Annotated in this window: 10 protein-coding genes and 6 tRNA genes; 10 read left to right on the plus strand and 6 right to left on the minus strand. The window is 45.3% G+C overall.

Annotated elements, in window-relative coordinates; all coding sequences use genetic code 11:
* Positions 1-157: 157 nt before the first annotated feature.
* Together vexH and HRQ85_RS18470 are read right to left on the minus strand one after the other, a co-directional pair.
* Positions 158-3,271 carry a vibriobactin export RND transporter permease subunit VexH gene (vexH, locus tag HRQ85_RS18465; protein ID WP_050644645.1) on the minus strand — a complete coding sequence of 1,038 codons (3,114 nt, stop codon included), beginning with the start codon at positions 3,269-3,271 and terminating at the stop codon, positions 158-160.
* Complete coding sequence (locus HRQ85_RS18470; RefSeq protein ID WP_172380328.1) at positions 3,271-4,347, minus strand: efflux RND transporter periplasmic adaptor subunit; 1,077 nt, start codon at positions 4,345-4,347, stop codon at positions 3,271-3,273. The genes vexH and HRQ85_RS18470 overlap by 1 nt, the downstream gene beginning before the upstream one ends.
* A 389-nt stretch (positions 4,348-4,736) precedes the next feature.
* Between HRQ85_RS18470 and HRQ85_RS18475 the strand changes: the two genes are divergently transcribed.
* The 6 genes from HRQ85_RS18475 to HRQ85_RS18500 all read left to right on the plus strand — a co-directional run bounded on the left by HRQ85_RS18475 (position 4,737) and on the right by HRQ85_RS18500 (position 5,758).
* A tRNA-Tyr gene (locus HRQ85_RS18475) sits at positions 4,737-4,821 on the plus strand.
* A 104-nt stretch (positions 4,822-4,925) separates the two neighbouring features.
* Positions 4,926-5,010, plus strand: a tRNA-Tyr gene (locus tag HRQ85_RS18480).
* Positions 5,011-5,112: 102 nt separating this feature from the next.
* Positions 5,113-5,197: transfer RNA gene (locus tag HRQ85_RS18485), tRNA-Tyr, on the plus strand.
* Between the two features lie 102 nt (positions 5,198-5,299).
* Positions 5,300-5,384 (plus strand) — tRNA-Tyr (locus tag HRQ85_RS18490).
* Positions 5,385-5,486: 102 nt separating this feature from the next.
* Positions 5,487-5,571: transfer RNA gene (locus HRQ85_RS18495), tRNA-Tyr, on the plus strand.
* A 102-nt stretch (positions 5,572-5,673) separates the two neighbouring features.
* Positions 5,674-5,758: transfer RNA gene (locus HRQ85_RS18500), tRNA-Tyr, on the plus strand.
* 160 nt (positions 5,759-5,918) lie between these two features.
* Here the strand turns inward: HRQ85_RS18500 and HRQ85_RS18505 are convergent.
* Both HRQ85_RS18505 and HRQ85_RS18510 read right to left on the minus strand, forming a co-directional pair.
* The gene (locus tag HRQ85_RS18505) at positions 5,919-6,074 is read right to left on the minus strand and encodes a hypothetical protein (protein WP_162926809.1); all 156 of its coding nucleotides are present in this window, start codon (positions 6,072-6,074) and stop codon (positions 5,919-5,921) included.
* 339 nt (positions 6,075-6,413) lie between these two features.
* Positions 6,414-7,322, minus strand: a complete 909-nt coding sequence (locus HRQ85_RS18510) for a Tim44 domain-containing protein (protein WP_004736112.1) — start codon at positions 7,320-7,322, stop codon at positions 6,414-6,416.
* Positions 7,323-7,518: 196 nt separating this feature from the next.
* Here HRQ85_RS18510 and HRQ85_RS18515 point away from each other — a divergent pair, with 196 nt between their 5' ends.
* From HRQ85_RS18515 to HRQ85_RS18525, 3 genes are all read left to right on the plus strand, one after another.
* A complete protein-coding gene (locus tag HRQ85_RS18515; RefSeq protein WP_172380329.1) occupies positions 7,519-8,109 on the plus strand; it encodes a TetR/AcrR family transcriptional regulator in 591 nt (196 codons plus the stop codon).
* 17 nt (positions 8,110-8,126) lie between these two features.
* A complete protein-coding gene (locus HRQ85_RS18520; RefSeq protein ID WP_050635226.1) occupies positions 8,127-10,001 on the plus strand; it encodes an MFS transporter in 1,875 nt (624 codons plus the stop codon).
* Between the two features lie 146 nt (positions 10,002-10,147).
* Positions 10,148-11,068 carry a YeiH family protein gene (locus HRQ85_RS18525; protein WP_048613077.1) on the plus strand — a complete coding sequence of 307 codons (921 nt, stop codon included), beginning with the start codon at positions 10,148-10,150 and terminating at the stop codon, positions 11,066-11,068.
* Between the two features lie 133 nt (positions 11,069-11,201).
* Here the strand turns inward: HRQ85_RS18525 and HRQ85_RS18530 are convergent, their stop codons facing one another.
* Positions 11,202-11,369 (minus strand): hypothetical protein, encoded by a 168-nt coding sequence (locus HRQ85_RS18530; RefSeq protein WP_017056955.1) that lies wholly within the window; start codon positions 11,367-11,369, stop codon positions 11,202-11,204.
* A 106-nt stretch (positions 11,370-11,475) separates the two neighbouring features.
* Complete coding sequence (locus HRQ85_RS18535; protein ID WP_048607926.1) at positions 11,476-12,354, minus strand: LysR substrate-binding domain-containing protein; 879 nt, start codon at positions 12,352-12,354, stop codon at positions 11,476-11,478.
* Positions 12,355-12,547: 193 nt separating this feature from the next.
* Between HRQ85_RS18535 and nagE the strand changes: the two genes are divergently transcribed.
* A complete protein-coding gene (gene nagE / locus HRQ85_RS18540; protein WP_170930211.1) occupies positions 12,548-13,993 on the plus strand; it encodes an N-acetylglucosamine-specific PTS transporter subunit IIBC in 1,446 nt (481 codons plus the stop codon).
* The last annotated feature ends 89 nt before the right edge of the window (positions 13,994-14,082 follow it).

Consider the following 14,082-nt stretch of genomic DNA (forward strand, 5'->3'; position numbering starts at 1 on the left):
GATTGAACGCATTCCTGCTTTCAATCATCAATATTTAGCAAACAAAAAGCCCAGTAACTGCCTCCAATAGTTGGACACCAGTTACTGGGCTTTCTTTATCAAGCTTTAAACTTAAGGGCTATACAACTTTCTATAGTCTAGCCCTTAGTTTTACCAACTAACCGTGAGAGGTTCTTCCCACGTTGTCATGGCTAAGCTCTTTATTAAGCTCCGCTTCCACGTGACCCGGAGAGCGTGTTGAGCCAGAAATCAGTCGGTACATCGCAGGGATAACGAACAGAGTAACCAATGTCGCGAAGCCCATACCGAAGAAGATAACCGTACCCACTGCCACTCGGCTTTCATAGCCTGCGCCCGTTGAAGTAATCAATGGAATTGCACCGGCTAGTGTTGTGAATGCCGTCATCATGATTGGACGTAAGCGTCGAGCCGAAGCATCAATGATCGCCTTTTCAAACTCGATACCACGGTCACGAAGTTGGTTAGCAAACTCAACGATCAAGATACCGTTTTTAGTTACCATACCTATCAACATGATCATACCAATCTGGCTGTAGACGTTGAGCCCTTGACTCATCAGCACCAAGCCTAAGAAGCCACCGAAGATACCCATAGGTACGGTGAACATCACCACCAGCGGGTTAATGAAGCTTTCAAACTGCGCGGCCAGTACCAAGTATGCGACCAGCATCGCTAGCGCAAATACCACTAGGATACTTGATTGGTTCTCTTTGAAGTCTTTTGACTCGCCAGAGTAGCTCACTGAAATATCACCGGGTAGCTGTTCAATCGCTTGTTCATCAAGGAAATCGAGCGCGTCACCCAGCGTGTAACCTTCCATTAGGTTCGCTTTAATGGTCACCGATTTCTGCTTGTTGTAGTGCGACAAACGAATCGATGATGCCACCTCTTCAATGTGCGTCAGCGTATCGAGTGTAACTAGCTCACCAGACTGAGTGCGCATGTAGATTTGGCTTAAATCGTTCGCGTTGTTGAAGCTGTTTTCATCACCACGCAGATACACGTCGTACTCTTCACCACGATCAACGAAGGTCGTTTCACTACGTCCACCAAGCATGATTTCTAACGTATCTGAAATATCTGAAACGCTAACACCTAGCTCTGCTGCACGCTGCTTATCTACGGTTACCAATAGCTCTGGTGTTTTCTCAGAGTAATCGATGTCCGCGCCTTCCATCATTGGAGAATCTTCAGCCGCTTGCTTTAAGAGCTCTGCCCACTTCTGAAGTTCAGAGTAATCAGAACCGCCAAGTACGAATTGAACAGGCTCACTTGAACCACCTTTGAAGCCCGGCATGAACGGGAATACACGCACATCTGGAATGCCATTCAACGATTTACGAACTTCGTTCAACGCTTCTTGTGCGGTAACGTCACGCTCATCCCAATCTTCTAGGATCATGATTACAAAGCCCGTTTGGTCGCCCGCATTACCACCAAACGCTGGTGATTGAATACTGAATGACTTCAAGAAGCCTTGACCAAGCAATGGCATTAAACGCTCTTCAACGATGTCCATGTTGGCAGACATACGGTTGTAACTGGTTGCATCGGCACCACGAACAAACGCAAAGATAACACCACGGTCTTCTTGTGGCGTCAGTTGCGACGGCACTTGTTGCATCAAGCCATAACTACCGCCCATACACGCGATAATGATGATTGGAGCCGCCCAACGCCAGTTTAGAGCACGGCGCAATACCGATCGGTATCCAGATTCAAGTTTGCCAAATACGCGCTCGACAAACAGGTTGAAACGGTTTGGTTTAACGTTCGCTTTTAGGATTTTACTGCTTAACACTGGCGTTAACGTTAATGCGACTAGCGACGAGAAGATCACCGACATAGCAAGCAATACAGAGAACTCGGTAAACAAGAGGCCAACCATGCCGTCCATGAACGAGATTGGTAGAAATACCATTACCAATACAAGCGTTGTTGCGATTACCGCAAAGCCTACTTCACGAGTGCCTTTATACGCAGCAAGCAGCGGTGACTCACCACGTTCAATGTGGTGGAAAATGTTCTCAACCACCACGATCGCATCATCTACCACCAAACCAATCGACAGGATAAGTGCCATCAGGGTAATCAGGTTGATAGAGAAACCGAAGTAGTACGCGGCAATAAACGACGAAATCAGAGATACAGGTACGGTTACCGCTGGAATAAGTGTTGCTCGTGCTTGACCAATAAAGATATAAAGCACAAGGATAACCAAGCCACCCGTGATAAAGAGTGTGCTGTATACCTCTGAGATTGAGCGGTCGATAAAGACTGTTGAGTCATAATCGACAGCTAAACGAGTACCATCTGGCAAGAACTTTTGAATTGCTTCGACTTCTTTATGGACTAAGTCAGCCACCTCAAGTGGGTTCGCATCTGACTGAGGCACGATACCCATACTTACGTTAACAACGCCGTCACTCTTAAAGGTCGAGTTCTCGTTTTCCGCGCCAATGTAAACATCCGCTACGTCTTTTAAGTAGATAGGTGTGTTATCAGAGGCACGTTTAACGACTAGGTATTCGAAATCTTCCGCTTCAGTGTAAGAACGAGCAGTACGAACCGACATCACAATCGCATCGTTACGTACTTCACCACCTGGGCTTTCAATGTTCTCATTATTCAGAGCAGAAGTGATGTCCGAGGTAGTCACGCCACGACCCGCCATCTGAGCTGGTTTCAGCTTCACATACATTACTTTGTACAAGCCACCTGAGATATCCACTGAGCTCACGCCCGAGATCAAACTAAAGCGGTCAATCAACACACGTTCGGTGTAGTCGGTTAACTGCGTTCGGTCCATCTCTGTCGAACTTAAGTTGATGTAGACAGAGGCTTCACCACTACCATTGTTCTTATAAACAATGGGGTCGTCGGCTTCATCGGGCAATGAACGCTGCGCACGAGCTACAGCGTCACGAACATCACTCACACCGGTATTGAGGTCGTAACCGAGCTCAAAAGTAATCGTGATACGAGACATACCGTTACGCGTTGTGGATTCGATCTCATCGATACCACTAATACCGGATAACTGGTCTTCAAGGTTGGAAGTTATTTGGCTTTCAATGATGGTGGCAGACGCACCCTCATAGCGAGTACTGATCGATACCACCGGGCTTTCAATATCTGGCATCTCACGAACTGCGAGCTTATTGAAAGAGACAATACCAAACACAACCAATAGTAGGCTCAATACGACGGCCGCTACTGGTCTCTTTACAGAAACATCAGATAACAACATTAGTTAGCGCCTTCTTGTACTTTTTTATCGCTTGCTGCATCAGCCGGGCGATTAACAGTAAGCTCTTGAACCGAGACACCGTCACGCATATTCACGATACCTTGCACCACGATCTTCTGGCCAATCTCGATGCCTTTGTCGATCACGACTTCGTTATCAATACGAGCGCCAAGGAATACTTCTGTACGAGTTGCTTTGTTATCTTCGTCAATAACATAAACGAAGCGCTTTGTACCTGAATACTCAAGCGCTTGAACTGGAATGATTGGCGCTTCTACTGGTGGGAAGTCCATATCCGCCGCCACTAACATACCTGGCTTTAGATAATCATTATTGTTGTCGAAGTGAATTCGAACTCGAAGGTTCAAGGTTTCAGCGTTAATACGAGAATCAATGCCTACTACAGTGCCAGTGAACTGAGTGGCGCCCCATGCGCTAGTACGAGCCGTTACTTTCATACCTTTAGACAGTTTAGAAAGGTAGCGCTCCGGGATCTGCAGATCTAATTGCATTACCGATAGGTCGTCTAGGGTCACGAGTTCAGTACCTGCTGTCACCATTTTACCGCGGCTAAAGTCGATAAAACCAACAGTGCCCGAGAATGGCGCGCTGATGTGAAGATCTTTCAAGTTGGCATTTGCAGCAGCTAAACGAGCATTGGCGATCTCTACGTTCGTTTTCTGAGCGTCAATTTCAGTTTGCGTGATCGCGTTACGTTTCACTAGGCGTTGAAATTCCGCTAGCTTACGTTGCTCGTCTTTTAGATAAGCTTGCGCTTCTGCAACCGCCGCTTTCGCTTTGTCGTCATCAAGCTGAACCAACATCTGCCCTTTAGTGACATCTTGATTAGCTTTAATGTTGATAGAGTCCACTCTGCCAGCCACTTCAGAAGTGATCATTACCGATTGCTCGGCTTCTAACTTACCGACCAACGAAAGAGATTGGCTAACTTGGTGAATATCAACCTGCTCAGTAACAACAGTGACAGTGCTAGGGCCCATACGTTTAGCAAGTACGGCTGGAGACGCCATAAGAATAGACAAGCTAAGCAGGGTTAAAACAGATTTATGCTTCATAATAATGGTCTGCAAGTAAGATTTATTATCTATAAATGAAATTAACCGTATTCTATCAACTAATGAATACTGTAACGTCAAGAAGTGTAAATCTAGATTAAATTCCGTTTACGTTTCATCATGTTTTAGACACATTGAACACAATACAGAAAGCCAGTCACCTCAAGGTGTTATCTATCAGTACGTAAACCTTAGTACAGATGTTCACTTCACGAGCAATATGCGTACTTTTCGCCATCTTTGCCCAAAAAGGCAGCATTTAACACAAAACCATAAGAAAAACCCTTTACAGGTTTAGCGTGTTTGCTATGATGCGCTCCGCACTTGAGAGATGCGTTGGGAAAAACATCTCTTTAGCCTATCCATTATGAGTTAGGAAAAAACACCCTGGAGGGGTTCCCGAGTGGCCAAAGGGAGCAGACTGTAAATCTGCCGGCTCCGCCTTCGATGGTTCGAATCCGTCTCCCTCCACCATATTTCTTCTTATCTCTTTTATAGAGTTAAGAGAACAACCTGATTGATGGGCTTATGGGAAAACATCAATTTAGGCTTACTTTGTGAAAAGTAAGACACACCCTGGAGGGGTTCCCGAGTGGCCAAAGGGAGCAGACTGTAAATCTGCCGGCACTGCCTTCGATGGTTCGAATCCGTCTCCCTCCACCATATTCTTCTTACCTCTTTTAAGAGTTAAGAGAACAACCTGATTGATGGGCTTATGGGAAAACATCAATTTAGGCTTACTTTGTGAAAAGTAAGACACACCCTGGAGGGGTTCCCGAGTGGCCAAAGGGAGCAGACTGTAAATCTGCCGGCACTGCCTTCGATGGTTCGAATCCGTCTCCCTCCACCATATTCTTCTTACCTCTTTCGAGAGTTAAGAGAACAACCTAGTTGATGGGCTTATGGGAAAACATCAATTTAGGCTTACTTTGTGAAAAGTAAGACACACCCTGGAGGGGTTCCCGAGTGGCCAAAGGGAGCAGACTGTAAATCTGCCGGCACTGCCTTCGATGGTTCGAATCCGTCTCCCTCCACCATATTCTTCTTACCTCTTTTAAGAGTTAAGAGAACAACCTAGTTGATGGGCTTATGGGAAAACATCAATTTAGGCTTACTTTGTGAAAAGTAAGACACACCCTGGAGGGGTTCCCGAGTGGCCAAAGGGAGCAGACTGTAAATCTGCCGGCACTGCCTTCGATGGTTCGAATCCGTCTCCCTCCACCATATTCTTCTTACCTCTTTTAAGAGTTAAGAGAACAACCTGATTGATGGGCTTATGGGAAAACATCAATTTAGGCTTACTTTGTGAAGAGTAAGACACACCCTGGAGGGGTTCCCGAGTGGCCAAAGGGAGCAGACTGTAAATCTGCCGGCACTGCCTTCGATGGTTCGAATCCGTCTCCCTCCACCATATTCTCCTTAATTGGAAAATCGAAAAGCCAACTCATTGAGTTGGCTTTTTTCGTTTCTGAGCTTTATCTCTTGCTAAACGTGTCTTCTAAAACAACCCTCAACTTCCTAAACACTAACCCGCCACTACAAATAACTAATCGAGCTAAATCATTCAAACATCAGTGATCCCATACTTCAGCATGACGCTCACAAACCAGATAAGCAGCACAGCCTAAACAATTGGTCGATACATGTTCTTCGCATTCGTTCGCCATTCTCTGTTTCTGCTGCAAAGTAATCTCAGGCTCCAATACGGGTTCAAAGAACTTGGTCATTACTCCTCACATCCAAATAGAATCAATTAGTTAGCTTTAGGTTAATCCAACCTTTGGATAAGTTACATCTCTTAATATTTGTCGTGATGACACACTTCCGCTACTCATGTTCTTTGTCTGTTCCGCACGTTTTCGTCATATTGGCATAGTTCCTTGAATCTGAACCCCTTTCCCCCCCTCCCCAAAAAAACAAGCTCAAAGCCAATTTCCCTGCAGCAACTTACAAAGGCCTATCAATAGACACAAAAAAGCCCCTGCTGATTTCTCAGCAGGGGCTTTCTATTATTTGGTGTCATTCCGAATAACTACATCCTATTGATGTTGAGTTAAATCCTGGAATTAACCTTGAATACCAACAATTAACCAAGGTGCATTGTTAGTTGTTAGGTCACGCTCTAGGTGCCAGATATCAGTGATATCTTCTTCAACGCCATCAGCAGTGTCACGGTAACGACCGCTAAACTGAAGGCTTAGCTGTGCTTTGCTACCATCGTGGTCTGCGCGAACGATTTCAGCATCAACGTACATTACGTCAGTGTGCTGATCACCGTCTAGCTTATTACGCTCAGCTTTTAGGTCTTCAAATAGGCTTGGAGATACGTATTCTTCAATCGTGTTTAGTTCGTTGTGATTCCATGCACCTTGCAGTGTACGGTAGTGCTCACGAGAACCGTTGATGAATGCCGCTTGATCAAAGCCCGGTGGGTAGTTATGTGGAACATCGCTTTGTGCACCAAAACCGAAACCACCAGCAGCGCCTTGTGATTGAGGTTGTGCTTGCTCGAAGTTATGAACATTTGGCTGTTGCTTAGGTTGTTCAAACTTGTTCTGACCCATGCCGCCGAATGCTGGCTGTTGGCCACGTGCATTCTGCTGATTCATTGAGCCCTGCTTCGCGCCCAACATTCCGCGTAGGAATTTAAACGCTAGGAAAGCAATCAGACCCATAATCAGAATATCCATGAACTGGATACCTTCAAATGCGCCACCAAAGAATGCAGCTAAAAGACCACCAGCAAGTAAACCACCTAGCAGACCGCCCATAAGGCCTTTCTTGCTAGAGTTAGCGGCTGTGTTCTTACCCGTTTGATCTTGACGGATCGAATTCGTGTTTTGTTGTTTTGGTGCTGGAGCCGTTTTAAAGCTTTTGCCAAATGACTTACCACCACCAAACTTTTTCGCTTCCGCGATTGGCGTCACCGCGACTGTTACCAACAGGATCGCGACTAGTGAGAAAAATCGTTTCATTATTATCCTTTATAGGTTTTTTATCTTTCGACACCTTAATCATACTCGTTAACAAAGAACAATGAAATATTCACCGTGTTTACACATGTATCATAATATTGCGGCTATTAATTGATTACTAAACTAGCGAGGGGATTGACGGCACTCAGGGGCAGCATTAAAATATTGAACGATGTTCATTTAATAGAAAGTACCCATGGCAAGACGAAACGATCATACTCGCGAACAATTAGTGCAATTAACCTTAAAAACGGTAACCGACTTCTTAGAAGAGCACTCTTATCACGAGCTAAGTCTACGTAAAATCGCCAATATGATTGGTTACGTTCCAAGTACCTTAGTAAATGTATTTGGTAACTACAACCTACTGCTTTTGCATGTGGTCGCTCAAACATTAGATGAACTAGCGTCAGAATCCGCTGCAGCTGTTGAACAATCGAGCAACCCTCAACAAGCTCTATTCAACCTTGCCTACTGCTACCACGATTTTGCACAGAGACACCCTCACCGTTGGCAGCTTATCTTTGAGCACAACATGAACGGTGAAAACCTTCCTGAATGGCAATCGAACCGCATCGATAGAATGACAGGCATGCTAGAACAGTTGCTAGTAGCGATTGCTCCTGAACATACGAAAAGCGAAGTCGTTAAAGCCAGCCGTGTATTATGGTCTGGAGTACACGGAATTACTCTACTTAGCGTTGATGATAAATTTTTCGCCTCTGAGCCCATTAATGGTAAAGAGCTGATCAATAACCTAGTCTCAAACTACTTAACCAACTGGTAATCATCCAAGGAAAGACAATGAACAACAGCAGCCAATCTTCGCTGTTAACGCAAAAAAGGTTCCTACCCTACTTTATTACCCAATTTCTAGGAGCCTTTAACGACAACATATTCAAAAATGTCCTGTTACTGTTTGTTGCTTTCGCAAGCGTAGACACGCTGCCTATTTCCAGCAATCTATTCATTAATTTGGCCGCTGGCCTTTTTATTCTGCCCTTCTTCCTATTTTCAGCTTTGGCTGGTGTACTGGCCGACAAATACGAAAAATCGTGGTTTATCCGTAAAGTTAAGCTCCTTGAAGTGGTGATCATGTCGCTGGGTGCGATCGGATTTATCTACGAAAGCTACGGAATATTACTTCTGCTTCTGTTCCTTATGGGAACGCAGAGTGCTTTCTTTGGCCCGGTGAAATACGCCCTGCTTCCACAACAATTAGAAACAAAAGAACTGGTATCTGGTAATGCTCTTGTTGAGACAGGTACATTCTTAGCGATCCTGATTGGTACTCTAGGCGCAGGCATCATTGCGTCTGAAGAAGGCGCGAAGCTCATCGCTGCGGTGTGTATTGTTTCGTTCGCCGTGCTTGGCTATGTATCAAGCTGCTTTATCCCACAAGCACCAAGCAATGCACCAGATCTTAAAGTAAAGTGGCAACCTGTAAAACTGACCCGCGCGACACTGGCGATTGCCAAAAAAGACCGCCCGACATTTCAAGCTCTGATGTCTATCAGCTGGTTCTGGTTCCTTGGTGCGGCTTACCTAACTCAGTTTCCCAACTTCACTAAACTGCATCTAAACGGCACTGAAAGCTCCGTTGCCTTTTTACTGGCACTGTTCTCAGTAGGCATTGCAATCGGCTCTTTGGCTTGCGATAAGTTATCTAATCACCGAATTGAAATCGGCATCGTGCCAATGGGCAGCTTAGGTATCTCGATCTTCGGTCTTTTGATGGCGATATCCATTCCGGAGTCTTTGCCTGACTTTAGTTCTTTCCATCAATTCGTAACCTACTCAGAGCTGTGGCCACTGTTTGCTTACCTTTTGCTTCTGGGTATCTCTGGCGGTATCTTTATTGTTCCTCTGTATTCACTGATGCAGTTACGTGCCAAGCCCGATGAACGTGCCCAAGTGATTGCCGGGCTCAATATTTATAACTCACTGTTCATGGTGGGAAGTGCGGTTCTAGGTATTGTTTGCCTTAGTGTTCTAGAGCTTTCAATTCCACAGCTGTTTATCTTGCTCGCAGTGGGCAACACTTTGGTAATGCTGTACCTGTTTTATCAGGTGCCTATCTACGCTTTCCGCTTCTTTACGTGGGTGGTCACTCACACCATGTACCGAGTTAAACATAAGAACTTACATCACCTGCCAGAAAAAGGCGGTGCGTTGATTGTCTGCAACCATGTGAGTTATATGGATGCACTGCTGCTGAGTGCGGTTTGCCCTCGCTTGATCCGTTTTGTTATGGAAGAGGATTACACCAAGTTACCGCCAATTCGACGCTTTTTGAAAAGAGCTGGGGTGATTCCAATCTCCGCGACCAACCGCAACTCGATTCGAAACGCTTTCAAAGAAGTAGAGCGAGCCCTGCATGAAGGTCACATCGTGTGTATTTTCCCAGAAGGAAAGCTCACCTCTGATGGCGAAGTGGCTGAGTTCATGCGTGGTATGGAGCTGATCATCAAACGTTCCCCTGTCCCAGTGATTCCTATGGCTCTTAAAGGATTATGGGGTAGCTACTTTAGTCGTTACAAAGGCCGTGCCTGCAAAGGGTTACCCACTCGCTTCTGGACTAAGCTAGAGATAGAAGCTGGCGAACCGATTTCACCTAAAGAAGCCTCTTGTGAAACGCTTCGACAATCAGTCTCTGACCTTCGCGGATCACTACGCTAGTTAACCAGCCTTTTATTCATATCAGCTGAACAAGCGTTAAGTTTTCCTTAACGTTTGTTCAATTCATTTAGACTTACTTATCATTTTATTGAACGTATAGTGGTCTCATCACAATAACGCCACAACAAAACAAGACTCTAAATACAATGAACCTAAAAAAGTCCGTTCCATTTTATCTTGCTGCACTGTTTTGCTTAACGCCTTGGGTTAGCTCACCGACAGCCCTGGTTATCGGTTTCCTGCTTGCTAGTTTAGGTTTAGTCCCTGAACACTTGGAAGTCGGCAAACTTACCAAAAAGCTACTGGCCTACTCTATTGTTGGCTTGGGTTTTGGTATTCAGTTTGAAAAAGCATTAGCGGTAACAGGCGATGGTATTGGGCTCATTGTAACGACGATTATCGGTACATTAGTCATTGGTTGGTTCTTGGCTAAACGAATGGGGCTAGACCGCACTACGGGCTACCTTATCTCTTCTGGTACCGCGATTTGTGGTGGTAGCGCGATAGCAGCAGTGGCACCTGCGATCAAAGCAGACGATGAACAGATTGGCTTGGCGTTAGCCACTGTCTTCGTGTTGAACTCGGTTGCTCTATTCTTATTCCCGATGATTGGTCACGCGCTTGAGCTCAGCCAACAAACATTTGGTACTTGGGCAGCTATTGCGATTCACGATACGTCTTCTGTTGTCGGTGCGGCTTCAGCGTATGGCGAAGAAGCACTGACGACAGCGACAACATTGAAGCTCGCTCGCGCACTTTGGATCATCCCAATCGCTTTAATCAGTGCGATGATCTTCAAGAACGATCAAAAGAAGATTACGGTTCCCTACTTCATTTTCTTCTATTGCGCCGCTATCGCGGTGAGTGACTTACTGCCACAATTTGAGATGGTCTATCAAGGAATCTTTGATGTGTCTAAGCGAGCACTGGTAGTGTGTTTGTTCTTAATTGGCTGTGGTATTTCAGTTGAGAAGTTAAAAGCGGCAGGGCCGAAACCATTGATGTTTGGTATTACGATGTGGGTCATGATCTCGACAGGTTCATTAGCATGGTTAACTCTCGCCTAGCCTGCATAGAAACGCTTTAGATGGTTGTTCGGTTACCTAGACACTCAGGTTAGCGAGCAACAAAACAAAAAGGCAAAGCTCCAATGGGCTTTGCCTTTATCGTTTGTGGTAAGGGTATTCTTTGTTGCAACAATCACGAATCAAACAGGGGCTTATCACTCTTCTTACTCTCTCTTTTCATTAAAACAAGTACCACAACCAACACAAATGCAGTGAGCTCAGCCAACGAGCGAGTCAACCCTGACGAGATGACCGCTTGGCCTATCTGCAGTAAAACCGCAATGATGAGGGCAATTTTCATAATAAGACCTTATTCTATAATCCGTTATTTATATGGCTTATTATGATGGATGGTTATAAAGATAATAAATTCTGTTTTGAACTATCTAATTGCTAAATTAACTAACCTAGCGCAACTGCCCTTCTAACCACTTAATAAAGGTTCTTACCTTAGGCCGTTTTTCCGTGCCTAGCGGGCAGATTAAGTCATACCCTTGGTCTGTATCCATGCTCGGATAAGGTGTTATGAGCTCACCCGTCTGAACATACTGCTTAACAAAATGATAGCGCCCCATCGCGACACCGATATTGCTGAGGGCACTTCTTACGCCCATATCTCGGTGGCTCACGCAGTAAAATTGCTCAAACAAGTTCACATCCAAGCCGTGGTGTTTAATCCAACGCTGCCATACATCTGACCCTAGTGCATGAATGAAATTAATCCGGTGCAGCGATTCTAAGCCATCATCAAAGATGTCGTGCTCAGCCGCGTAACTCGGTGTACACACCGGAATATACTTTTCACCGAACAGGCGCTGTCGATGCATGTCTTTGAGATCTTCAGCACCATAGTAAATGGCGACATCGAGATGATTTTGATGAAAATCCTGCTCTTCTTGCGAGAAAATGTTGAGATTAAACTTAGGATATCGCTTTTTAAAATCAGCCAGTCTTGGTAGTAACCAACTGTTGGCAAATGCAGGACTGGTACCGATATTGATCTGTCCATACAAGTCTGTGTTGGTAATGTCTTCGATCTCGCCAAAAATAGAGCTTAACGACTTGGATAAGGTTCGTTGAAAGCGCTGGCCTTCTTCAGTCAGTTCCAGTTTACGAGTCCCTCGCACAAACAAGTTAAACCCGAGTTCACCTTCTAACACTTTGATTCGATGGCTAACCGCTCCCTGAGTCAGATGCAACTTTCTCGCTGCTAGCGTAAAGCTCATTTTCTCTGCAGCTACATTAAAAGTATGAAGATTTCTAAGTAAAGATTGATGGTTAGCCATACGAACTCATGCATTAAAAATTTTAATTCATACTACTACCCGTTTCGTTTGTTTGCATTAAGAAATAAGTTTTTAATAGCCGCAGTTACTTAAAATCCTGCCTCGATCAATCTTTGACTCCATACGTTGACGAGCAGAAACATTAAAAAAATTAATTACAAACTTAGGGGCACATATGAATATACTCGGGTATATGCAAAAAGTAGGTAAGGCATTGATGGTTCCCGTAGCCACACTGCCAGCTGCAGCAATCCTTATGGGGATCGGCTATTGGTTGGATCCTGTTGGTTGGGGTTCAGAAAGTATCTTAGCCGCATTCTTGATCAAATCTGGTGGCGCGATCATCGACAACATGGCGGTTTTGTTCGCGGTGGGTGTCGCATTTGGTTTGAGCCGTGATAAGAATGGTTCTGCGGCACTGTCTGGTTTTGTGATGTTCCTCGTCGTCACCACGCTACTTGCTCCGGGCTCTGTTGCTCAGTTAATGGATGTTGAACTCAGTGAAGTGCCAGCGGCATTTGGCAAAATCAGCAACCAATTCGTAGGTATCATTGTGGGTATCATTTCTGCTGAGATCTACAACCGCTACTCAACCGTTGAACTTCCTCAAGCTCTAGCGTTCTTCAGCGGTAAGCGTTTGGTTCCTATCCTGACCTCAATCGCAGGTATGGCTCTCTCTTTTGCTCTACTTTACATTTGGCCAGCTGTTTACGACGCTCTGATCGTTCTGGGTATTAAACTTGAAAGCATGGGCGCAGTGGGTGCTGGTCTGTTTGGTTTCTTCAACCGTTTGTTCCTATCAGTTGGTATGCACCACGCTCTTTACCCTGTGTTCTGGTTCGACGTTGTTGGTATTAACGACATTCCAAACTTCCTAGGCGGCGCGCAATCTATCGCTAACGGCACGGGTATTCCGGGGAAAACAGGCATGTACCAAGCGGGCTTCTTCCCTATCATGATGTTTGGCCTACCAGCAGCAGCATTGGCGATGTACCACTGTTCTGATGCGAAAAACAAAAACCAAGTATTCGCAATCATGCTTGCGGCAGCTATGGCTTCATTCTTCACGGGTATCACAGAGCCGCTAGAATTCAGCTTCATGTTCCTAGCACCCGTATTGTTCCTACTGCACGCAGTATTAACAGGCCTATCGCTTTACATTGCAGCAAGCATGGAATGGATGGCAGGCTTCGGCTTCTCTGCTGGCTTCGTTGACCTAGTACTATCAAGCCAAAACCCACTAGCGGTTAACTGGTACATGCTACTGGTTCAAGGTGTGGTGTTCTTCGCGCTTTACTACGGTATTTTCCGCTTCGCTATCATCAAGTTCAACCTACGTACTCCAGGTCGTGGTGAAGAGATGGAAGCAGAGAAAGAAACTGAAACGCCAGAAGCATTGGCTAACCTAACCAATAGCTATATTGAAGCGGTTGGCGGTGCAGACAACATTCTAGAAGTCGATAACTGTATTACTCGTCTACGCTTAACTGTGAAAGACTCAGGTGCAGCAGACAGCGATAAACTGAAGAAACTCGGTGCGGCAGGTGTGGTACCGGTTGGTAAAGGTGGCCTACAAGTTATCATTGGTCTAGGTAAGGTAGATAAAGTCGCTGAACAAATGAAGAAGGCACTCGCTTAACGCCAAATCTTGAATGACACGATAAATAATTAGAATTTGTGACGGCTTCACCACCGTCACAACCCCCTGAAGCGCAATTACGACTAGTC

The organism is Vibrio sp. Vb339, from assembly GCF_902751245.1.
Classification (GTDB): Bacteria; Pseudomonadota; Gammaproteobacteria; order Enterobacterales; family Vibrionaceae; genus Vibrio; species Vibrio coralliirubri.